Source organism: bacterium, assembly GCA_022616075.1.
In the GTDB taxonomy this organism is placed as follows: domain Bacteria; phylum Acidobacteriota; class HRBIN11; order JAKEFK01; family JAKEFK01; genus JAKEFK01.
Genome location: JAKEFK010000015.1, coordinates 1 through 22974, shown reverse-complemented (window position 1 = coordinate 22974; position 22974 = coordinate 1). Strand labels below are relative to the sequence as shown.

20 protein-coding genes are annotated in these 22974 nt (G+C 49.1%); 11 read left to right on the top strand and 9 right to left on the bottom strand.

The genetic code is table 11. The annotated features are described in order from the left end of the window. Window position 1: 1 nt before the first annotated feature. On the bottom strand, window positions 2–598 hold the full coding sequence (locus L0156_01190) for an RNA polymerase sigma factor (GenBank protein MCI0601607.1): 597 nt from the start codon (window positions 596–598) through the stop codon (window positions 2–4). Window positions 599–766: 168 nt separating this feature from the next. Here L0156_01190 and rnr point away from each other — a divergent pair, with 168 nt between their 5' ends. The 4 genes from rnr to L0156_01170 all read left to right on the top strand — a co-directional run bounded on the left by rnr (window position 767) and on the right by L0156_01170 (window position 5760). Then, entirely contained in the window at window positions 767–2944 is a 2178-nt protein-coding gene (gene rnr / locus L0156_01185; GenBank protein ID MCI0601606.1) for a ribonuclease R, read from the top strand. A gap of 87 nt (window positions 2945–3031) precedes the next feature. Continuing rightward, a complete protein-coding gene (locus L0156_01180) occupies window positions 3032–4228 on the top strand; it encodes an MFS transporter (protein MCI0601605.1) in 1197 nt (398 codons plus the stop codon). A 114-nt stretch (window positions 4229–4342) separates the two neighbouring features. Continuing rightward, window positions 4343–4837, top strand: a complete 495-nt coding sequence (locus L0156_01175) for a hypothetical protein (protein ID MCI0601604.1) — start codon at window positions 4343–4345, stop codon at window positions 4835–4837. After that, on the top strand, window positions 4837–5760 hold the full coding sequence (locus L0156_01170; GenBank protein MCI0601603.1) for a matrixin family metalloprotease: 924 nt from the start codon (window positions 4837–4839) through the stop codon (window positions 5758–5760). The genes L0156_01175 and L0156_01170 overlap by 1 nt, the downstream gene beginning before the upstream one ends. A 77-nt stretch (window positions 5761–5837) precedes the next feature. Here the strand turns inward: L0156_01170 and L0156_01165 are convergent, their stop codons facing one another. Further along, the gene (locus L0156_01165; protein ID MCI0601602.1) at window positions 5838–6923 is read right to left on the bottom strand and encodes an ATP-dependent 6-phosphofructokinase; all 1086 of its coding nucleotides are present in this window, start codon (window positions 6921–6923) and stop codon (window positions 5838–5840) included. On the opposite strand from L0156_01165, the gene L0156_01160 reads away from it, so the two are divergent. The 3 genes from L0156_01160 to L0156_01150 all read left to right on the top strand — a co-directional run bounded on the left by L0156_01160 (window position 6922) and on the right by L0156_01150 (window position 10227). Beyond that, window positions 6922–7632 carry a hypothetical protein gene (locus L0156_01160; protein MCI0601601.1) on the top strand — a complete coding sequence of 237 codons (711 nt, stop codon included), beginning with the start codon at window positions 6922–6924 and terminating at the stop codon, window positions 7630–7632. The two genes, L0156_01165 and L0156_01160, sit on opposite strands and share 2 nt — an antisense overlap. Before the next feature lie 162 nt (window positions 7633–7794). After that, window positions 7795–9234 (top strand): GAF domain-containing sensor histidine kinase, encoded by a 1440-nt coding sequence (locus L0156_01155; GenBank protein ID MCI0601600.1) that lies wholly within the window; start codon window positions 7795–7797, stop codon window positions 9232–9234. 189 nt (window positions 9235–9423) lie between these two features. Beyond that, window positions 9424–10227, top strand: a complete 804-nt coding sequence (locus L0156_01150; protein ID MCI0601599.1) for a methyltransferase domain-containing protein — start codon at window positions 9424–9426, stop codon at window positions 10225–10227. A 294-nt stretch (window positions 10228–10521) separates the two neighbouring features. Here the strand turns inward: L0156_01150 and L0156_01145 are convergent, their stop codons facing one another. Next, the gene (locus L0156_01145; GenBank protein MCI0601598.1) at window positions 10522–11859 is read right to left on the bottom strand and encodes an ABC transporter permease; all 1338 of its coding nucleotides are present in this window, start codon (window positions 11857–11859) and stop codon (window positions 10522–10524) included. Next, window positions 11852–12844 (bottom strand): ABC transporter permease, encoded by a 993-nt coding sequence (locus tag L0156_01140; GenBank protein ID MCI0601597.1) that lies wholly within the window; start codon window positions 12842–12844, stop codon window positions 11852–11854. Before L0156_01140 ends, L0156_01145 begins: the two co-directional genes overlap by 8 nt. Window positions 12845–12907: 63 nt before the next feature. On the opposite strand from L0156_01140, the gene L0156_01135 reads away from it, so the two are divergent. Both L0156_01135 and L0156_01130 read left to right on the top strand, forming a co-directional pair. Further along, window positions 12908–13477, top strand: a complete 570-nt coding sequence (locus tag L0156_01135; protein ID MCI0601596.1) for a porin family protein — start codon at window positions 12908–12910, stop codon at window positions 13475–13477. A gap of 60 nt (window positions 13478–13537) precedes the next feature. After that, window positions 13538–14827: an outer membrane protein transport protein gene (locus L0156_01130; protein ID MCI0601595.1), complete on the top strand. Its 1290-nt coding sequence runs from the start codon at window positions 13538–13540 to the stop codon at window positions 14825–14827. 51 nt (window positions 14828–14878) lie between these two features. Here L0156_01130 and ligA read toward each other — a convergent pair whose 3' ends face one another. The 3 genes from ligA to L0156_01115 form a co-directional block, all read right to left on the bottom strand. Beyond that, window positions 14879–16882, bottom strand: coding sequence for an NAD-dependent DNA ligase LigA (ligA, locus tag L0156_01125; protein ID MCI0601594.1), 2004 nt, complete (start codon window positions 16880–16882; stop codon window positions 14879–14881). 37 nt (window positions 16883–16919) lie between these two features. Next, entirely contained in the window at window positions 16920–17402 is a 483-nt protein-coding gene (locus L0156_01120; GenBank protein ID MCI0601593.1) for a TlpA family protein disulfide reductase, read from the bottom strand. Window positions 17403–17486: 84 nt separating this feature from the next. Beyond that, a complete protein-coding gene (locus L0156_01115; protein ID MCI0601592.1) occupies window positions 17487–19499 on the bottom strand; it encodes an FAD-dependent oxidoreductase in 2013 nt (670 codons plus the stop codon). A 68-nt stretch (window positions 19500–19567) separates the two neighbouring features. On the opposite strand from L0156_01115, the gene L0156_01110 reads away from it, so the two are divergent. Together L0156_01110 and L0156_01105 are read left to right on the top strand one after the other, a co-directional pair. Beyond that, entirely contained in the window at window positions 19568–20326 is a 759-nt protein-coding gene (locus L0156_01110; protein MCI0601591.1) for an SDR family oxidoreductase, read from the top strand. Between the two features lie 51 nt (window positions 20327–20377). Next, complete coding sequence (locus tag L0156_01105; protein MCI0601590.1) at window positions 20378–21028, top strand: lytic transglycosylase domain-containing protein; 651 nt, start codon at window positions 20378–20380, stop codon at window positions 21026–21028. On the opposite strand, the gene L0156_01100 is transcribed toward L0156_01105, so the two are convergent. Both L0156_01100 and L0156_01095 read right to left on the bottom strand, forming a co-directional pair. Continuing rightward, window positions 21023–22108 (bottom strand): glycosyltransferase, encoded by a 1086-nt coding sequence (locus tag L0156_01100; GenBank protein MCI0601589.1) that lies wholly within the window; start codon window positions 22106–22108, stop codon window positions 21023–21025. The genes L0156_01105 and L0156_01100 overlap by 6 nt on opposite strands. Next, window positions 22105–22860, bottom strand: a complete 756-nt coding sequence (locus L0156_01095; protein ID MCI0601588.1) for a glycosyltransferase family 2 protein — start codon at window positions 22858–22860, stop codon at window positions 22105–22107. Before L0156_01095 ends, L0156_01100 begins: the two co-directional genes overlap by 4 nt. Window positions 22861–22974 lie beyond the last annotated feature (114 nt).

Below are 22974 nucleotides of genomic sequence, written 5' to 3'. Positions count from 1 at the left end.
CTCATACAATATCTGCCAGTGAAAATTTATTTTGCAGTTTCTCGCGGATGCTTTGAAGCGCATATCTCATGCGGCTTTTTGCCGTGCTGGGCAAGCATCCCACGATCCTTGCAATTTCATCGAACGCGAGATTTTGCTGCTCTCTTAATAAGAATACTTCCCTCTGCTCAGGAGGCAAATCCTCAACTGCCTGATGCAGGGCTTGCTCGAAACTCTTTTGTTGAAAATCGCGCTGGGGATTTGCGCGTCCATCTTTCATGGTCTCCTCCAGAGTCATCCCGTTTTCTGCATCAATTGGGTCGGACAAGGAAACACTTTGTCTCTTCTTTTTTCGCCGTAAATAGTCAATGCAAACATTATGGGCAATCGTATAAAGATACGTTGTGAACTTTGCCTTCGGTTCGTAGTTTTTTGCCATCTTGACCAATCGTAAAAATACGTCCTGAACGAGATCCTGAGCCTGGTGGTAGTCGTTGCAAAATCTGTAGACGAACGAGAAGAGCGGCTGCTGGTGTTTTTCAATGATGACTTCAAATGCGCTCAGATCACCGTCTTTGTAGCGCAACATCAGCACTTCATCTGAAGCAGGCTCGTTCATACACGCTCAGTCTTATATAAAACGCCCGGCCCTGTCAAAAGATTCTTTTTAAACCGCCAAGACGCCAAGATTTAAGAGCAGGTAATTTCTCTTTTTGGCGACCTTGGCGCTCTGGCGGTTTACTTTACATACCTTTGCGTTTTCGTGTTTGCGAATTAGAGTTAGAGCATGAAGAAAGCGAAGCGACAGCATCCTCTCGAAGAGCAAGTGATTCAATTTCTGTCCACACACAAAAATGCTGCGTACAGCTCCAAACAGCTCGCTAAGAAATTGCGTGTTAAGAAAAAGGATTTCAAAGAATTCCGCCGGTTTCTAAGAGAGCTTTCAAGGCGGGACCGGATTGCGCAAGTTCAAGAAGGATTATTCCAGTGGCGGGACACCGGAAAGAAACCGGCTACGAAAAAGAGGGTTCCGGCGCCGCACACGGAAGAGACGCGGGTTGAAGGAACCATGCAGCAATACCGCGGCGGTTTTGCATTCGTGCTTCCTACTGACAAAAGCAAAGAAGATATCTTCATTCCACCGGGGGCAACAGCCGGCGCGCTTCATGGGGACCGTGTCCTAGTTCGCATTCTCAAACCGAAGGGCCAAAAAAAGGCGGAAGGGCAGGTGATTCGTGTCCTGGATCGCAAAACGAAGAACATCATTGGCACTTTTGAAACCGGTCGGAGTTATGGTCGTGTCATTCCTTGGGACAAGAAACTGCAGGTTACACCTTTAGTCAGCACAAAGAATTTTAATGGCGCCACGGACGGAATGATGGTGGAAGCGGAATTAATCGCAGATGGAAGTCCACCGGAAGCTCGCGTCATTTCCCTGCTTGGATTTCATGGTGAGCCGGATCTCGATGCCAAAATCATCATCAGCAAATACCAGCTGCCGCGTGAATTCTCTGTGGAAGTGATCAAAGAAGCGGAAGACGTTGCTTATATCCGTCCGGAAGATTACGAAGGTCGCAAAGACTTTCGCCAGTGGTACACGGTTACGATTGATGGTCAGAAAGCACGGGATTTTGATGATGCGATCAGCATCACTCCATTCAAAAATGGGAATTTCATGCTGGGTGTACACATTGCAGACGTCGCGCATTATGTTCGTGAGCATTCGGTTCTGGATGAAGAAGCGCTGGATCGCGGAAACTCAGTGTATTTTCCGGACATTGTGATTCCGATGTTACCGGAACGGCTTTCTAATGAGATCTGCAGTTTGAATCCACAGGTGGACCGCCTCACGATGTCGGTTGTAATGCGGATCGACTCTCAAGGAAAGCTAATCGACTATCACATCTATCCAAGTGTGATTAACAGCAATGAGCGTATGACTTATTCCGCTGTGAAAGGGATCGTGGAGGACCATGATCCCGAGTTGCTGCGCCGGTATGAACCACTGGTGGATATGTTCTTGTCAATGAAAAAGCTTGCTCTGATTCTCATGGCGAATCGCCGGAAGCGGGGAAGCATCGATTTTGATCTTCCGGAACCGGAGGTCATTATTGATTTAACCACCGGCAGAATGACCGGCGTCGTGAAAGCCGAGCGCAACATTGCTCATCGTATCATCGAAGAATTCATGTTGCTGACCAATGAAGTTGTCGCCACTCACATCAGCAACAGCAAACTGCCTGGAGTTTATCGCGTTCACGATTCTCCACCTGCGGAACGGATCATGGATTTTGCAACTGTTGCGGCGAGTCTCGGATACCATCTTCCCACTGATCCACAAAAGATTCAGCCCAGGGATCTGCAGAAACTCCTATCAAAAGCGGAAGGGAAACCGGAAGAACGATTTTTGAATGTTCTTCTGCTGCGTAGCATGGCGCGCGCGCGGTATGATGCGAAAAACTCCGGTCACTTCGGCCTGGCGCTGGATAGTTATACCCATTTCACATCTCCGATTCGTAGATACCCCGACCTGCTGGTCCATCGCATTTTAAAGGCGATTCTTTCAAACAAGAAAGCGGCTATCACTCGCGCCGAGAAAATGGGTTTGCGGATTCCTGAGATGGCGGAGCATTGTTCGATCACAGAGCGGAAAGCCGATGATGCAGAAAGGGAGTTCATACAGTTAAAGAAGGTCGAGTTTATGAAGGATAAGCTGGGAGAAGTCTATTCCGGCCATATTTCCGGAGTTGCTCCGTACGGGATGTTTGTCGAGCTTCAAGATTTCTTCGTGGAAGGTTTGATCCCGTTGAAGTACATGGATGATGACAACTACGTCTATCACGATAAAAGACACTTCTTTAAAGGCCGCCGCACGGGCAAAGTTTACCGTCTGGGTGACCCTGTTCAGGTTCAGGTTGTGCGCGTGGATCGCGATAAACGCGAAATCGATTTCCTCCTTGTTTAGTTCACCGCAGAGGACGCTGAGAACGCAGAGAGAAGAATGAGAATTTTTTCTCTGCGATCTCTGCGATCTCGGCGGTAAAATCATCCCATGAAATTTTGGTCACAGATGCGCGAAATGCCGCGCGATCTCTGGATTCTGTTTGTTACAACGCTGATCAACCGGCTTGGCTCCATGGTTTTGCCATTCATGGTGCTCTATTTCACACGGGAACTGCATTTTAACGTTCCGCAGGCCGGTTTCCTTCTTGCGCTCTATGGCGTCGGTGCAATGATCACAGCTCCACTGTCCGGGATGCTTTGCGATCGTTTCGGAGCGGACCGGATCTTGAAGATCTCCCTTTTCCTTTCCAGCATTTTCCTGTGCGCCTTTCCCCTGGTGACAAGTCTTGCGGGTGTTGTTGTCATGACTTTATTGCTGGCGATTACTTCCGAGATGTTTCGTCCTGCAAGCGCAACGCTCGTAACGACATCTGTTCAGCCGGAACAACGCAAAACCGCATTCGCGCTATTTCGGCAAGCAATCAATCTTGGAATGAGTTTCGGACCTGCGCTTGGTGGCTTCCTTGCCGGCATTTCCTTTTTCTATATTTTTTTGATCGATGGTCTGACTTCTCTTGCCGGCGGAATCATTGTGGTTGCCGGGCTTCAAAAAAGAGCACGGCAAACCGAAACTCATAAAACTGAAACTCCAGCACCTGAAAATTCCGGTTTTGCCTGGAAAGATCCTGCATTCATGTATTTCCTGATTGCCCTTCTGCCGATTGTCATCACTTTCTTTCAGCATATCTCCACTATGCCGCTTTACATGGTGCAGGATTTGAAACTATCGGAAGCAAAATACGGATTGTCATTCACCTTCAACACAATTCTTGTCATTCTGTTGGAAGTTCCACTGAATATTTACACTTCCCATTGGAACTTCCGCCGATCTTTATCACTTGGCAGTTTGCTGATTGCGCTGGGTTTTGGAGGCCTGGTTCTTGCGACGAATTTTCTGACTGTGCTCATTACCGTTGTTGTTTGGACCTTTGGCGAAATGATTTTTCTCCCCGGCTGTGCGGCATATGTTGCGGATATTGCCCCGCAAAACAGACAAGGACAGTACATGGGTTTTTACACCATGGCCTTCAGTATAGCGTTTACCTTCGGCCCCTGGTTCGGCACGGTCCTTATGGAAAAATACGGCGCTGCAACCATGTGGATACTGATGCTCCTGCTGGGATTGGTTTCGACTGTCCTTCTCTCTAGAATTAAACTGCCTGGCGCAAATGTGTCACATCCGTGAGACGCAATTTGTCACGGATTATCTCCACGATGACATTTTTGTTGAACAACAGTGTCGAGACCATCTTGCTCTAGCCCGGGCATAGATTTTGCTCTTCTGCCCAAGAGGGGACGTTTGAAAAGCACCATCCTGGTTCTAGTTCTGATAGCGGCCGTAGCAAGCGCCACAACTATTAAAAGATTCACCGATGAAGAGCTCCGAACAGGGGCAAACTCCGTGGTTTTGGCGCAAGTTGCGAAAGTGCAATACGAAACTCAGAACGGAAATGTATGGACGATCGTTACCTTGCAAGTTGAAAGAAATTTGAAAGGGAACTCGAATTCGTCCGTTCAGTTCCGAATTCCCGGTGGTCAACAATCCATTGATGGACGGACGCTCGTGACGCGAGTGGATGGTGTTCCCGAGATGAGGAACAACGAGCGTGGAGTCTTCTTCCTTGAATCGCTGCCCCCTGCTTATCCCAGCCTTTACGGATGGAATCAGGGCTTTTACAGAATCGTGCGAAAGAACGATCAGGAATACGCGGTTCGTTCGGATGGAACGAAGGAACCAAAGAAGATGGAAGACTTTCTGAAGGATTTTCAGAAGGATTCCGGGAGAGGCCGTTGATGCGAATGCTTGCTGCGGCTCTGAGTTTGTTCCTGTGCAGTTCAGCCTTCTGTTTTGAATTGCGAATGATTCCGCAGATCTCACCAAACGCTTATCTGAGCTGGGATTTGGAGGAAGGCCCTATTCAAGTGTCGCTTGATAGTCGCGGATCAGCTGATTTGTCCCTCGGTCAGTCGGAACAGGCATTGATCGACGCGCTCGACGCGTGGCAGGGTGTTTCGAATCAAAACATGAGATTTCATTATGCCGGCATCACGATTGTGCAAGCAAGCAGCAGCACCGATGGTGTGAACTCCGTTCAGTGGATTGAAAGTGGATGGCAGTATTCTTCGTATACACTGGCGGTGACAAAGTATAGTTACTGGCTGGAAGATCCTCCAACACTTGTTGACGCGGATATCTTAATGAATGGCGACCACTACCGCTGGACAATATCGAACGCAGATAATCAAAAGAGAATCGATGCAGCGCAGACTCTGATTCATGAACTAGGACATCTTTTGGGAATCTCTCATACGAGTGTCGCTAATGCGCAAATGTTTCCTTACCTTACCGGCAGCCCATCGCACGCAATTTCCAAAGATGATAAAGCTGCGCTTCGATTCCTGTACGGAAGTCCCGCGCCATACTTTACTCAGATCACTCCGATTCGCAGGGCCAAATACGTCAGAAATATTTCCCAAAGAGGCCTTCCACTTCCCGTGTTCCGCTGGCAAGAAGGGTCCGACGCAAACTACATCGTGGAGTTTTCCAATACACGCTCCTTCGCCAGGAAGATTCAGGTCAGTGCCGGTCCGTTTCCTTCCTACGCGCTCACACCGCAGATCGAAAAAAGACTGTTGAAGCTTTCAGACGATAAGATTTACTGGCGTGTAGTTTCCGGTCACGCGATCAGCAAAATCCGCTTTTTCCGTTTTATTTAATTCACCGCAGAGTACGCAGAGAGCGCAGAGAAAAAAGAATTTCAACTCGGCGTTCTCTGCGTGCTCTGCGGTAAGAATTAATCCCCGAAGGAGATACCGAGCGATCGCGCGATGCGCACGAGCTCGCCGTCAAGAGGCACCGTTTTCGATTTGCTGACCGCGGTAGCGATCGGGACTCCCACAATTTCATTGCACTGAAGCGCGCACATCACTCCAAATTTCTTTTGCGCTACGAAATGTGCTGCTGTTGAGCCGAAGCGCGTTGCCAGGGCTCGATCGTGAGGCGTGGGTGCTCCACCCCGTTGCAAATGTCCGAGAACAGTGACTCGCGACTCTTGTTGAATCAACCCCGCTACGTCGCGGCAAATATGTTCCGCTACGCCACCTAAACGGCCACTGCCAAGACTCTGTTCCGGTTTCTCCATGTAAACTTGTGCGCCTCCAATGGATCGTGCTCCTTCCGCAACTATCACGACGCTGAAGTTGCGTCCCATCGCAATTCTTTCCTCGATTTTTTCGCAAATGCGGTCCACTCGAAACGGTATTTCGGGAATCAAAATAACATCTGCTCCTCCTGCCAGACCGGCATGAATGGCGATCCAACCCGAGTTTCGTCCCATAACTTCCAGATACATGACACGATGGTGGCTTTCAGCGGTCGTATGAAGTTTATCGAGCGCTTCCGTTGCAGTTGCAACGGCAGTATCAAAACCGAATGTGTATTCAGTTTCAGCAATATCATTGTCAATGGTTTTTGGAACGCCAACAACGGGGATGCCTTTGTCCATCAAGACGTTTGCCAGCTTAAGACTGCCATCGCCGCCAACCACAATCAGGCCATCCAAGCGGAGACGCCGGTAGTTTTCAAACAATTCTTCGGAGCGGTCACGCACTTCAATTTCTCCGTTCTGATTTCTTGTTCGAAAAGAGAAAGGATTTCCCCTGTTGCTCGTGCCGAGAATTGTACCGCCGATTTGCAAAATGCCTTTTACATCTGCGAGACTCAAAGGTCGAACTTTCATCGGGGCCAGAAGCCCTTCGTAACCATCTTCGATTCCCATTACATAAAAACCGTAGTGCATCGTTGCGGTACGAACGATAGCGCGAATCACGGCGTTTAAGCCTGGACTATCCCCGCCACCTGTTAAAAGTCCGATTTTCATGTACTTTATTATAATGATCTCCAGCCTTCTGGTGCTGATTCTAACTTCTGCCGCGGTGTTGCTCTCAAGGTGGATCCAATCTCGGGTGGCTCTGCCGGTTCTTACTGCGATAGCAGGGTACTTTCCCTTCGCAATGGAGGCTCAGGTTTCTTTCGCGCGAGGTTTTTTGATTCTGGTGCTCTGGACCCTGCTGCTCTCGGTGCTGATTCTATGGTTTTCCAGGCGTGAACCGGAAAGAATGGAGCGCCTCATCTGGCGCAGCAGTGAATATTCGGACAGCATGATGCGGTGGATAGAAACCGGCGAATTGCCGGAAGGTTCAGCGCGTCAGGTGATTTTTTTTCATCTCAAACAAACAGTTCTTTATTGCGTTCTGGCCTTTTTGAGTTTGAATTTTCTGGCGCTTGTTCTTGGAAGCGCCCTATTAAACTACATGAATTTTTATGTAGCGCAGCTTTCCAGAAGAAGCTCGCGCGCTGGGTCGGCTTTATGGATGGGATGGAATCCCTGGAGTGTGATCCGCGTTCTTACCTTTCTTTATCTGGGGATGGTCGTCAGCGCTCCTACGATGTGGCTACTCTTTGCAATTCCCTGGAGTTTATCCGCCGTCTTGCTCCTTCCGGCCGTTGCCGGCCTTTTGCTGGATTTGTTCTTGAAGCTGACGCTGGCGCGCCGCTGGAGCCTGCGGTTGCATAAAAAATTAAGATAGATTTGTAGGGGCAGGCCTTGTGCCTGCCCTCGGCGGGCGACCACAAGGGTCGCCCCTACTACAGAATAAGATTTAATATCGTAGTAACTACTCCAGCCGGGTTTCCGATTTGCCCCCACCCATCCGTTTGAGTTATCATAAGTCCGGCCAGTCTGGAAATCGATGTTTAACAAGAAAGATAGGGATGTGCCTCGACCGTCAACCCCTCCGGGCGATTTTGCTTCGCTCAGCGAGGAGGGGAAAGAGCTCAGACGCCTGAACATTCTCCTCGATCTCTCGAAAGAATTAAACTCGACCACCGATATGCAAACACTTTTGATACAGGTGGTTGATTCCGCTGTTGAAATCACGGGCGCAGAACGCGGTTTCCTGATGTTACTGGAGAATCCCATCAAGCTGGATCACAGACTGTATGATCCGGTGATCACTCCTCATCCGCACAGGAAAGCAAGCATGGAATTCCGGGTAGCAAGATCAGCTTCCAAAAAGGATCTTTCGCAGGAGAATTTCAAAATCAGCATGACATTCGCGAATCGCGTCGCGGAAACCGGCCAACCGGCATGGGTGCGGGACGCCCAATCGGAACTGCGTCTGAAGGAAGCCGATAGCGTAACAAATCTGGATTTACGAACGATACTTTGCGTCCCGCTGAGACAAGATCAAATCGTGATCGGAATCATTTATGTGGATAGCAGGTTCATCATGCGGACTTTTACCGAAGAGGACCTTATCATGTTTGAAGCTCTGGCGGAGCATGCATCCCGTGCCATTTCCAAATCCAGGTTGTATGAGGAAAATCTGCAAAAGGAAAAGTTCGAGCGGGAGAATCAGGAATTGCGCGCTCTGGATCGCAAGAAATCGGATTTCATCAACATGCTGGCTCATGAGTTTCGAACTCCCTTGACCGTCATTCAAGGATATTCCGAACGATTGAAGGGCGGGAAAGTTTCCGATCAGGAGCAGATTGCGGGACATGCATCGATCATTCATGATGAGGCCGTCCGTCTTGCAAAACTGGTGGACGAACTTCTGGATCTCTCGCGCGTTCGCTCCGGGCAACAGCAAATTCAGAAAACGGAATGCGACCTGACTGCAATCATTGATAAAGCTGCCGGGACTTTGAAACCACGGGCGCAATCAAAGCACCAGCAACTTCTTCTCGTGTTTGCGAAGCGTCCGATCATGATGAATCTGGATGCCGATAAGGTTTATCAGGTCGTGCTGAACTTGTTGGACAACGCGATTAAGTACACTCATGAAAAAGGAACCGTTCAGATCCATGCTGATGAAATCCCGGCGCTGGAAGTTCAAGGGGATACCTTTGTGGCCAGTTTTGCTCAGGTAACGGTGAAGGACACCGGCATCGGAATTTCCGATCAAGACCGCGATAAGATTTTTGACGAATTCTACAGGACCGCGGGCGCCGCCAAGTTAAAAGAGACGGGAACCGGTCTTGGATTAAGCATCTGCCGCGGGATTGTCCAGGCCCATGGCGGAAGGATCTGGGCAGAGAGCCAGCTCGGACACGGAAGCAAATTTGTCTTTACACTGCCAAATTACCAGCCAATCGAAAAATTGAGTGAGTATAAGTTCAGAAGTTAGAATGCAGGCAAAATGTCTGCGGCCCATATGCAGGGTGGAAGCCGAGCTTGTTCAAAAATCAGTTGGAGCGCGGACTTCCAGTCCGCAAAAACCTGATCCCTCGACGAGCATTTTGCGGACAAGGATACCCGCGCTCCAACTGGGACCGCCAGCATCTGGATTTTTCAACAAGCTCAGCCTGCGCTCCCTATGACAGGTTTTGAGTTCGATGAAAATGTAGCTTCGAAGCTGAACCGCCTGTTTCAGACGGAAACAATTCGAAAACTCCGCCACGATTACTTCACATTTTTCGATGTTCAGCCGGCGGAGCACGTGTTGGATGTGGGTTGCGGAACCGGTGCAAATGCTGTCGCTCTTGCTGAATTCTTGCAGGGAGCGTGTCGCATCACAGGAATCGACAGCAGTGAGCCGATGCTGGCGATTGCAAGGCATCAGCTGCGGAATTCGCCGTATGAAGACAGAATCACCTATGATTCAGGCGATGCTCATCGCCTGCCCTACAACGACCATACGTTTGATTCTGTGATGATGATACAGGTTCTTGAATATTCAAAGGAACCAATCAGTCTGCTTCGCGAAACCATGCGCGTGTTAAAGCCGGGAGGCAAGTTATTTGTGGCCGATACGGATTGGGACACGATTGTATGGAACAGTAGTTTTAAGGAAAGAACGCGTCGCATTGTTTTGCTCTGGTCCGATCATGAAGCTGATGGCTGGCAAGGCCGCAGAATCCGTGAATACTTGATCCGCTCGGGATTCGATCGAATTCAGGGTGAGCTCTTTCACATGTCGGAGACTTCTTTTGCTGAAGGCACGTACGCTTTCCAGCTAACGAATTTGATTACAGACTATCTGATCCGGTCTGAAAAAATGTCGACTGAAGAAATACAGGAATGGGTGGAAGATTTGCGAGCCAAAAGCGCTCCGGGTCATTTTTACTTTTCACTCAACCGGTATGCTTTTGTCGTTCACGCACCAAAAGAGGCTCTCTAGGGTACTTTCTTCGAAAAATAGAGGTGTTTACCTCATTGTTTGTCTTCCCCACGTCGCAGAAACTTGCTAGCAACACTGTTGGGAGAGACAAACGTGAGAATCCTAAAACAACTTAGCTCGAAATTCTTTAAAACAAGCACTTCTAATTGGAACGGCATTGTTCGCTATGCTGTTAGTCCGGCCTTCAGTTGGGTTACAGCTGCATCAAACTGACTTTTAGAACTGGATTCTCGGCGGCAGGTATTTTTCACCTTCCGCCTGCCGCTTTTTTTCGGAATCGTTCAAGAATTCAGCTTAGTTTCGCTTTTGTGGCTCGCGCACGGAAAGAGCTTCCCGCAAACCATCGCCAAGAAAGTTAAAGCCGAGAACTGTTAGAAATAGAAAGATGCCGGGAGCCAAAACCCAGGAAAAATGTTCCAGCACACGCAGTTCCTGAGCTGCAGTCAGCATATTTCCCCAGCTTGCTGCCGGTTCCTGAATTCCGATCCCTAAATAGCTGAGTGTGACTTCCGCCAAAATGTACACCGGGATCAAAAGAGTTGCGCGAACAACCACGTAGCCTGCTGTATTTGGCAAAATGTGGCGCACTAAAATTCGAGTGGAAGTTGCTCCCAGAGCCCGCGCGGAAAGCACATACTCTTCTTCCCGAAGGGAAAGAACCATTCCGCGGATCACGCGCGCCATCGTGGCCCAGCCGGTCAAACTGAGTACAACAATCATGAGCACGTACGTAGTTTTCGTGGAAAGATCCATGGGGAAAATATTTCGAACGGAAAGCACCAGGTATAGCGCTGGAATCGACATCAAGACTTCTGCGCACCTCATCAAGAAAACGTCTGTTTTTCCGCCGAAGTATCCTGCGATTCCTCCGATCCACCATCCGGCAAAAGTGCTGATGAATACACCGATCAGGCCGACCGTAAGCGAGATTTGAGCGCCATATAGGACCCGGGAGAAAATGTCGCGGCCCGCTTGATCTGTCCCCATCAAGAAAAAATGTCCAGGCTGATCCACGCCAAATAAATGCAAATCGTGCCTTGCATCATGAATTAGAAATCGAATCGGAAAGCGTTCTTGTGCGCGCTCATAGCTCAGCAATTGAATAGAAGAGCCTGATGCTTCTGTTTTTTTGTTCAGGAAGAGGATTCGTCTTTCTCCACCGTATTCGACCAGAATGCTGATCGTGGAAGCTGGAACGTTGATTGTTGTTTTGGACGCAAAAATTCCTGAGTCCTCTGACGTTTCCTTCGCGACGGAAATCGTTTGCAGTACCGTGCCCTGATCGCTTTTGAGAATCGCTAACGGTTCACGTTCCACAATTTCCGGAACGTATGGATTCTTGTTTTCTTTGGGGAGTACAAAACCGATGCTGACCGGACTTCCTTCGGAGTAGATTTGTTTACCTTGATCAATCAAGTAGGTTTGCGCTACGTAGGGCATCACCAATTGGCCGGCTTCATTTCGAAAATGGATCTTACTCGGTGGATGGAAAAAATGATCTCGAAATTCCGTATCTGCAGAATAGGGAGCTAGAAAGCCTGCAAACAGAGCCGCCCCGTAAAACACAAACAGCAGCGTTGCGCCAGCCATTGCTGGACGATTTCGTCTGAAGATTCGGGACCAGCTATTCATAACGAATTCGCGGATCGAACAGCGCGAGCAATATGTCGGCGATCAAATTACCTGCGACAAGCAGAACGGCGCCCGCTGTCAGCGAAGCCATCAAGACATAAAGATCCTGGGAAAGCATCGCATCATACGCGAGCCGACCCAATCCAGGCCATCCCATCACAATCTCCACAAGGAAAGATGCGCTGAGCAGATTCGCAAAAGTCAAACCAAACAAAGTGAGAAGGGGATTGATTGAGTTCCGCAAAACATGTTTTCCAATGACGTCCTTTTCACTTACACCCTTAGCGCGCGCGGTGCGAACAAATTCCGCAGACATCGTATCCATCATGCTTCCTCTTGCATACCGCACAAGAACTGCAATTTCGGTAAATGCCAAAACGGCAGCGGGCAGTGCCAAATGGTGTAAAAAATCGCCAAAACGATTCCAAAATGGCATCATTTCGGCATCAAAACGGTTCATTCCACCAATCGGAAACCATCCGGTCCTGGCGGCAAAGAGCAGAGCAAGAAGGGAGAGCAAGATTTGAGGAAACGAGATGCCGAGAAATAAAAAACCGGAAGTGAACCAATCGATCCAGGTGTTGCTTCTCGCTACTAGAAAAACCCCAATCGGAATGGCAAGAACCCAGATCAAGATTGCTGCCGTCGAGGAAAGGATCAAAGTGTTCCAGAATCGTTCTCCTAGGAGTGTGATCACCGGCATTCTGTTTGAAAAGGAATAACCGAGGTCCGGCCATTTCACTCCGAAAGGGAATTCATACGGGCTTAACCGGTATAGCCAGAATCCGTATTGCACATACCACGGTTTGTCCAATCCAAACTCTGATCGCATCTTTGCGATTCGATCGGAGGAAACCGACGGATTCAGGGACATTGTTGTTAAAAAATCCCCCGGAGCAAGCGTGATTAACAAAAACGAAATCAAGGTGACCCCAAGTAGTATGGGAAGGAGTAAAACCAACCGCTGCAGGATGTACCTTCGCATGTGGATGCTTTGTTTTTACCATAGCGGGATTCTAAGTGCTAGAATGTTACCGGAGGTTCAAAAATGAGGTATACACTGGTGATGGTTTTTGTAGGGTTGATTTTGCCTGGTTTTGTCTCCGCCGATCCACTGGATTTTGGAGTTGGATTCAGCACAAGTCTTTTGAGCTACAACCAGGATGAGATTGATGAGTCGCGGCTTTTCTTCGGTGGACATGCGCGTCTTCGCGTCATGAAATATCTTGTCGGCGAAGTGAGTTTGCAAAAACGTGAAGACAATTTCAGTCTTCGTGGCGGTTCGATCGAGCTGGATACGGTGCCCCTTCAAATTTCCGCAATCGTGTATCCGCTTGCGATGCTTCCGGTTTCTCCCTATTTCGTAGCCGGCACCGGCTGGTATTTCCTTACGGCGACGGTAACGGGAGACATCGATCTTCCCTACGTAACAGGGCAGGGAACGATCGAACACACGGAAAATGCTTTTCATATCGGTGTGGGGGTTGAGGCATTTATCGGAGAACACGTGTCGATCGGTGGCGATATCCGGAAGGTATTTCTTACCTTCGATACAGCCGTGATCGACTATGAATTCGACGCGTATCTTGTAAATGCCGGGGCGACTTTTTATTTTTAGAGTTTTTCGGATATAGTTTTCCTTTTGAATGGGACCTATTTGAAATCAAAGGAGGGGGAAATGCGTCAGTTCTATCTGATCGTTGTCTGTTGTCTGTTTGTCTTTGCTTCCGACGTCTTTGCCATTACGGACGAAGAGATTTTCCGCAATTTTCAATTCTCTTTCGTAAATCCTGGAGCTCGCTCCGGGGCCATGGGTGGCGCTTTCATCGGTCTTGCCGATGACGCAACAGCGGCGGAAGCGAATCCGGCGGGTCTTACAATTTTGACGAAGCCGGAAGTTTCCTTTGAGTACCGGAATACCCAGTTCGATGCTTCTCGGTTGGATGCGTTCAATTCTGTCGGAGCAACCGAGGAGCTTTTCATATCCGTTTTATCTCAGAACACTCTAGAAGACTTGAACCAACCCTCGTTTTTAGGTGTCGTTTTTCCAGTTGGGCGATCCACTCTCGCTTTTTCGCGGCAGGAGGTTTCCAGAACCGAAGGTGGAATCAATGATGTCTTTCTGATTGATATTCCCGGCACTTCCACAATCGTTTTTGGAACCACGGCTTCGCAAGATCAGAAGATCGTGAATTACAATTTCTCGTTTGGAGCGAAGTTGAGCGATCACTTTTCTGTAGGACTGACCGGACGCTATTCACAATTGGACTGGAAGGCCAGCGTTCAGAACGTCTTTATTGACGATTTCGGAAATGTGTTTCCGATATTCAACACAAGTTTGGATGATAGTGACAGCGCCTTTGCATGGAATGCGGGCGCACTTTATACAGGCTCTGTTTTTTCGTTTGGAGCCGTGTATAAGAAGAACCCAAAATTTGAAGTGCAGGAAGTTGAAAGCGGTCCGATTTCGCGAAAGCCGGGTTCATTCGTCAATGTTCTTAAAGTTCCTGATACGTTCGGATTGGGCGCTGCCGTCAAGCCAAACGACAAAATTACTATTGTTGCCGATCTTGTGAGGCTGGAGTACTCGGATCTGGTGGAAGGCATTGAGGTTGGCCGGCACGTCTTAACTTCTATTTTTACCGCCGAGGATATCAGTTACACGATTGATGATGCCTGGGATTTTCATGTGGGAACGGAATTTGTTGTTTTTGCCGGTACAGTCCCGGTTGCTTTACGTACAGGTTATTACCATCACTCCTCCAGCAGCCTGGTTGTGGATGCCGCGCCCGGTCTGATTGCGAACGATGAAGCGGTTATCAGAGGTTTATTTGGCGCGCGCGAAGATGAGCACCATTTCACAATTGGAAACGGGTTTGTCTTCGGTCCGCATTTTCAAATTGATTGGGCATTGGACATCGCCAACGTGCCGGATCAGTTCATCCTTTCCACAGTAGTTCGATTTTAGATATTCGTAGCGCGGGCGTCCCGCCTGGGAATCGCCGGCCAGAGGCCCGCGCTACTTTTCCAGAAGCGCAACGAACTCTTCTTCATCCAGGATTTTTACTCCCAGTTTTTTTGCGTTGTCGAGCTTTGATCCTGCTTCTTCACCACAAACCAGATAGTCCGTTTTCTTGCTGACAGACGAATTGACTTTTCCGCCCAGCTCTTCGATTTTTGCTTTGGCTTGATCGCGCGAAAAACCATCGAGTGTTCCCGTAATCACAAATGTGAGTCCGCCCAGTTTTGTGCCCGTTTTTTTCTTTCCGGGAGATTGAACCTTAAACAGGCCATGTTGTTTCATGCGTTTCACAAGGCTGCGATTTTCGGGAACTGAAAAGAATTCCGCAATGCTGACGGCAATCCGTTCACCGATACCGGAGATGTTCTGAAGTTCCTCTGCAGAAGCCGACTCGATTTCTTCAATGCTCGAATAGTGATCGGTGAGAATTTTCGCAATCGTTTCTCCCACAAACCGGATCCCGAGCGCGTAGATTTGTTGATCCAGAGTCCTTTTTTTTGAGTTTTCAATCTCTTCCAGTAGATTCTCAGCTGACTTTTTTCCGAAACGCTCCAGTTCCACCAGCTCGTCCAGCTTCAGCTCATAAACGGAAACAAAGTCCTTGATCATGCCCCGCGCGAGCAATTGCTGGATGAGTTTATCTCCCAGTCCCTCAATATTCATGGCTTTGCGCGAGGCAAAATGGCGCAACGATTCGTGAAGTTTGGCGGGACAGGAAAGATTCGGGCAACGAGATACTGCTTCCCCTTCCTCACGGACGATTCCAGTGCCACAGACCGGACATTTTTTTGGCATCCGGAAAATCCGTACGCTGTCATCCCGCTTTGTGTCTATGACTTTCACGACTTTGGGAATGACATCACCACCTCGTTCGATCAACACGTAGTCGCCGATCCGGATATCTTTTCTTCGCACTTCATCTTCGTTGTGCAAAGTCGCATGTACAATCGTCGTTCCACCGAGCGAGACCGGCTCCATCACTGCCACAGGCGTTAAGGCGCCCGTTCTTCCTACCTGCACGCGGATATCCAGTATTTTTGTCGATGCCTGTTTTGCCTGAAATTTCACCGCAATTGCCCAGCGTGGAAACTTCGAAGTCGAACCGAGGTTTTGTCTTAACCGGAAATCGTTCACTTTCACCACAACACCATCGATTTCATAATCGAGCGTATCTCGCTTCTCTTCCCACTTCTTGCAGAATTTCTTGACATCATCCAGGGAATGGCAAAGCGAGATATTTGGATTCACTTTGAATCCACTATCCTTCAAGATTTGCATCGATTCCCAGTGACTTTTTGCAAGGTCCTCCGGCAACAGACCGTAAACAAACGTATCCAGCTTGCGTGAGGCTGCTTGTTTGGGGTCCTTGAGTCGCAGCGATCCAGCAGCGGAGTTTCGCGCATTCGCAAATAGCTCGCGGCCTTCCTTTGCCAGCGCTTGATTGATCTGATCAAATTTTTTGCGGGAGAGATAGATTTCGCCGCGCGCCTCGAAGTAGGGCGTTCGACTCCATCGCTCAGGCAGTGTCAGAGGAATCGATCGAATCGTGCGGATATTGGTTGTTACCACATCCCCCCGCGTTCCATCCCCTCGCGTAACACCGCGGGATAGCTTTCCGTATTCGTAGATGATCGAAACAGAAGTGCCATCGATTTTCAGCTCAGTCACGTAATCAATCGGACGATTCCCGAGGATGCGCACGACGCGTTCATGAAAAGCGTCCAGCTCTTCAAAGTTATATGCATTATCCAGGCTAATCATCGGCCAGCGATGAGTCGCGGAGGGGAACCCTTCCACCGGCAATTCTCCCACTCTTTGAGTCGGTGAATCGGGCGTCAGAAGCTCCGGATGCTCTTCTTCGATCTTACGCAATCGCGCATAAAGCTGGTCGAATTCGTAGTCAGAGATCTCCGGGTTGTTATCCACATAGTATTTGTATTCGTGATGCTCAATCGATTCGCGCAACTCGCGCACTTCTTTCTCTAACTTTGTTTTACTCATGAATGTCCGGCTGAAACCTTCAGCGGTTTCGTGCGCCTCACCCCGGCTTCATTTCGGGAACTTCAGCAGATTCAAATACATCAATTTGATCCGCTCCTGATTTCTCAGAAAGGATATCTGCCAGATTCAGGATATCTTGTTTTACAAAACCATAAGAAGAAAAACGGATTTTATGTTCCGGATCTACTAAAAAAATAGAAGGAACGGTATGGAGGCCATAAGCCCTGCTCGCAGGATAAGGCGCCTCATCTAGCAGAATCGGGACTGTGATTCCCAGTTCCTCGCGAAACTTTGCCGTCTGCCCGGGATTATCCTGCGCTATCGCCGTGAAGTAGACAGAATGGGCATATGCATCGTAAATTTTCTGAAGAAAGGGAAAGGCAAACCGGGAAGTCCCGCAGCTGAATTTGTAAAAAATGAGAACCGAATTCAAGGGACCTGCAGATGCATAAAAGCTCATTTCTCCGTTGCCAAACATTTTCAACGTGAAGTCCGGAGCAGTTTGATTTACGTCAAGCATAGTCTATTTTTAACAGAAGATCGCTAAGGTCGCAAAGATAAAGAATATTTTTTCTGCGCGTTCTTTGCGAGCTTCTGTTCAAAATCAAATACGGCGGGCGACTTCAGCGGCTTGCCAGACCGCGACCTGAGCATTTGTTTCGGAAGCAAGTTTTGCGGCGCCGATCAAATAGCATTCCTCCACGTTTGGCTGGATCTGCTGAAAGAGTTCCGAATTGGCAACCTGACCGATCGCAAGAATAACTTTCTCCGCCGGAATGAATATCTCCTTGTCATTTCGCGTGATCGCATGCAAGCCGTTTTGCGTAACGGCTTTGTATTGAATCTGCGTTATCATTTTCACACCTCGATTCTCCAGCAATTGGATTAAAGCCCAGCGCGTGGTCGGCCCAAGTTTTTCGCCAATTCGTTTTCCACGGCGTGTCAGCGTGACGTCGTGGCTTCGCGGGAGTGATCGCAGATATTCTTCGTAGGACGCAACTTGATCCATGTCGTCAAAAAAGGATGGTGGCGGATAAGCGTTTTCCGAATCGGATAGAAGATGGGCAACATCGCATCCGATTCCACCCGCGCCGATTACTGCAACTTCTCTGGAGGGTTGCACAGAGGATGGATCGTTAAAAAAACTTTCATAGTCGATGCAATGCGCTTGTTCCGATCCAGGAATATCGGATGGTCTTGGCCGCGCTCCCGTTGCAAGAATAACAACGTCAAACTCTTGAAGTTCCTTTTCCGATGGGGAGCAGTTCAACTGCACATGGATCTTGTATTTCTTCAGATAGCTCCGGTAGTAGCGAATCGTATTCAAGAACTCCTGTTTGCCGGGAATGAGCACCGCGTGAAGAAGTTGTCCGCCAATTTTTGAGCCTCGCTCAAAAAGCGAGACATCGTGACCGCGTTCAGCAAGAGTTTTTGACGCTTCCAATCCTGCGGGTCCTGCGCCTACAACAGCAACTCGCTTTTTGTACAGGGCTGGTTTTTTGCGCATCAGCATTTCACGACCCGCTTCCGGGTTCAAAATGCACGTGGTTGGCTCATCCCGAAAAGCATTGTCCAGGCACGCTTGATTGCAGGCAATGCACGTGTTGATGAATTCGCTTCTGCCCGAGCCGGCTTTAGAAGCAAAATCAGGATCCGAAAGCAAGGGTCGCGCGAGGCTCACCAGGTCCGCTTTTGACGTCGCGATCAAATTCTCTGCAACCTCCGGATCATTGATTCGATTGCTGCAGATGCATGGAATCTTCACGTGTTGCTTGATGCGCCCAACCACAAAACTGTAATAGGCCCGCGGCACAAGCATGGAAATCGTTGGGATTCGAGATTCATGCCAGCCAATTCCTATGTTGAGCGCATTGGCCCCGGTCTCTTCCATGGTTTGCGCAAAATAAAATGTTTCACTCCAGCCGTTGCTCCCCGGCATCAAATCCATGCCGGACATCCTGAATATGACGGGATAGGAATCTCCACATGCTTTGCGTATCGCGCGCATCACTTCCGCGCCAAAACGGACGCGATTTTCAAGGGCTCCTCCCCAGATGTCCACACGTTTGTTGGTCAGCGGCGAAAAAAACTGGTTGATTAAATATCCTTCCGATCCCATCACTTCCACACAATCAAAACCTGCCTCCCTAGCACGCACAGCGGCCGTCGCGAAATCATCAATGGTTTTGAAAATGTCCTCTTCCGACATTTCACGTGGAGTCGAAGGATGCAAACTGCTGCGTATGGCAGAAGGTCCCACCGGTTGTAAACCGGATAACCATTCGCGCGTTGCATAGCGGCCCGCATGAAAGAGCTGCAGTCCGATTTTTCCTCCGTCTTCGTGAACGCGTCTTGTAATAAAACTGAGCGTTCGCACATCGTCTGGTTTGTAAATGCAGCTAAAGCTTCCGCCGCCGATCGCTTCTTCATTGATTGCGCAACCGCCTGTGATGATTAATGCAGCCTGGCCCCTGGCCCGGGCAGCATAAAACTCCGCCATTCTTTCCGCTGAATCTTCTTTGCCTTCATAGCCTAAATGCATCGATCCCATCAGTACCCGGTTTGGCAGTTGCAGCGTCCCGATGGCGATCGGGGTAAACAAGTTCGGGTAAAACATGGCAATATGATAAATAAGAATATGAAAAATGAAAAATGAAAAACTAAAAATGGTAGATTAGAGGCGGTATGTTAAAAGGCAAGTCGATTCTAGTAGCGGGAGCCACCGGGGGGTTGGGGCAGGAAATTGTTACGACTCTGGCGGCGCAGAAATGTTCAATGATGCTGGTGCACCGGAGCGAAGACGATAAAGCCGCGCGATTGAAATCGCGTATCAAAGGGGCGCATGCAACCTTCTACGAATGCGATTTCACTCAGGCTGACGAGATTCAGGATGCAATCAACATTTTCTTCGACCAGGAGAAAGAGCCCTATGGCCTCATTAACTTGATCGGAGACCCCGCAAGAGTCGACTGGCAGAAGGCGCAAATCTCTCATATGCAAGATGCATTTCTTTACAATGCTTCGGCCCCTCTGTGCAGCGCAAAAGAATTCGGACTACGAATGAGAAACTCTTCACGGTCCGGATGCGCTGTGCTTTTCTCTTCGATGCAGGGTGTATATCCGTTTGAAAGTTCCCTCTTTTACGGGACCTCCAAAGCCGCTTTGATCCACGGAGCAAAGATTCTGGCAAAAGAGTTCGGCGGAGATCCTTTTTTCCGAATCAATGTCATAGCTCCCGGTGTCAATCATGCGGGCATGGCATTGGAGAGCATTCAAAAAGGGAAATACGCTAAGTTGGTGGATCAAAAGATTATTCCACGGTATGGCCAGGCGTCGGATATCGCGAGACTCGTCTTGTTCCTCCTGGATCCGGATCTTTATATGACCGGCCAGACAATTCTGTACGATGGCGGACTCACCCTTCGACGAGATCTACTGAAATAGTCTCTGGACGATCATGATTTCAGAACATATAATGCAGTCGTAAGATCAGCGATGATGAGAAAATATCTAACGATCGGGGCACTCATTCTGGGCTTCGCCTGTCTTGCGTCTGCCGATGTCATGGTCTTGAATACGGGGAAGAAGATTCGAATCAAATCTTTCACCCTTGTTGAAGTTGGAAAGCTCGAAGTATTGATTAACGACCGCTCCGAAATGGTCATCCCCGTCGAATGGGTAAAGGAGATTCGGGACGAGCCAGATCCACCACCGGCGCCGATGGTCGTACAAGAAAAAGAAGTTTTACGTCAACCCACTATCCATTTCGCTTACGTTGACCATGTTCGTTCGGCTTCCGAAAAATACGAACTGGATTGGAGATTGATTACGGCTGTCATGAAGGTGGAATCGAACTTTAATCCCCGCGCTGTTTCAAGAAAGGGCGCTCTAGGTTTGATGCAATTGATGCCAGACACGGCAAAGCTGTACAGCGTGAAAAACCCGTACGATCCCGGCCAGAACATTGACGCCGGCGTGAAACACCTGAAGAAGTTGATGAAGCGGTATAACAATAAGCTGGATCTGGTGCTGGCGGCTTACAATTCGGGTGAAAAAACCGTGGATCACTATCAGGGGATTCCTCCTTACGCCGAAACGCGACAATACGTGAAGAAGGTTTTGAATTTTTACCGGCAGGGCTTATAGCTTCAGCACCTTTCTGTAGCAATCTTCCGTTTTCTCTACCATCGAATCGATCGTAAATTTCCGGGCCTGTTCTTTTGCTTTCGCTGCAAGGTCCGATCGCAGATCAGAATCATCAAATAGTTTTTGTATGGCCTCGCTCCATTCTGCGGGTTCGCTCGAAACGAGAATTCCTGAGCTTACCTGCTCTTCAGTGCTTGGTTGTCGTACGGCCAAAACAGGAATTCCAACGGCCATTGCTTCCCTTAGCACACCGGACAAACCTTCACGGCTGGAGGAAAGAAAAAACAGATCCATTGCTGGATAAATTCTTTCCACATCGCTGCGATAATCGGTAAACAGAACGCGTTGGCCGCATCCGATTTGACTGGCCAGATCCTCGCAGCGGGATTTTACAGGACCTTCTCCTACCAGCAACAAATAAGCTCGCGATTGATTCTTTGCGAATTCGCAGAAAGCGCGGATGAGCGCTTCTTGGCCCTTTTCTTCATCGAAAAAGGAGATGTTGCCGATTACAAAAGCATCCGGCGGAAGGCCGAGTTCGCTGCGGGAAGTAATGCGATCCGGTGACGCGTCCAATTGCGAAAAATCTGATCCGCTTTCTGCAACAAAAATTTTCTGCGAAGGAATTCCTGCTTCGAGAAGCTGATTGCGAACAGTCTGTGACACAGCAAGAAGCGCATCGACATGTTTTAGTTTCCGGCGCAGAAGCGTTTTTTTTGCTGGAACGGCAGCCCTGCGAGAAAAGACGATCGAAGGAAGCGTGTCGGGCCAGCGGGCCATCAGCGCAATCGAACAGGCATGCGCCGTGTGCGCATGAAGGATGTCGGGTTTTTGCACATCAACGAGCCGGCGCAGTGTTCGTCCGGAAATGAGATCCCACTCTCCGCGCATGGGCAACGTGAAACACGGAATATTGCTCGCCCGCGCTTCCTGCAGGATCCTGGAGCCCGGACGCGCAAAAATGCAATTCTCGTGGCCGCGTTGCTGGAGTCCCCGAACGAGATGAAGGGTCTGCATTTCGCCACCCCGAAATCCTTTTTCAGTGTTGATGTGAAAAATTACAAGGTGTTCCTTGCTCATTGCGAATTTTGCAACTCCCAGAGTTTCGCCATTTTCAAGTAGACCGTGTAAGCGGAGAGCCAGGCTATGATCAATCCTGGTATGCCGTCCAGAATTCCGGCCTTTACGAAATAAGTTTTCAATAATCGCAAAGGTGGATATAGAAAAAGCGAAAACCAGCTGACACGTTTTCCTTTCTCGTATGCCTCACGGGCTGCCAGAGAAGTAAAGGAGTGCACCTTGGGCAAATACTGTTCAAAGGATCGAAAGGTGTAGTGCTCCATCGGGTGCAGAAGGGAGTCGATGGTTCCATTGCGTACCACGAGCTCTTCATGAACCAGCTTCGCTGAGTCGTACGCTGCTTTCCGTTTGTCGAAAAGACGGATCACTGACTTCCCGCTCCAGCATCGTACTTTCTTTCCGCAGAAGTAAGCGTCCCGTTTGATCCGGAACGCATCCGCGCCGGCGGGAGAATTCAAAGTGTTCTGGATCTCATTTCGTAACGCCGGTGTCAAACGCTCGTCCGCATCCAGGATCAATACCCAATCATTCAACGCGAGCTCAATTGCTGCATTCTTGTTTGCTGAAAAATTGTCGAATGCTCTTTGGTGGACTCGCGCATTCAACAAACGGGCAATCTCCGGAGTGCCATCCTGGCTGAAGTTGTCCATGACAAGAATCTCCTGCGCAAGATCTTGAACGGACTGAATGCAGGATGCGATGTTCTGCGATTCGTTGAATGTCGGAATGACCACCGACAACGCCAGACTCATGCGTTATAATGACCTTTTGCTTTATCGGGAAGTCTATAGTATGACACACTAGCAAAGTAGCGCGGCCGTCCCGGCTGCGTGAGTTCTAGCAAAGTAGCGCGGCCGTCCCGGCTG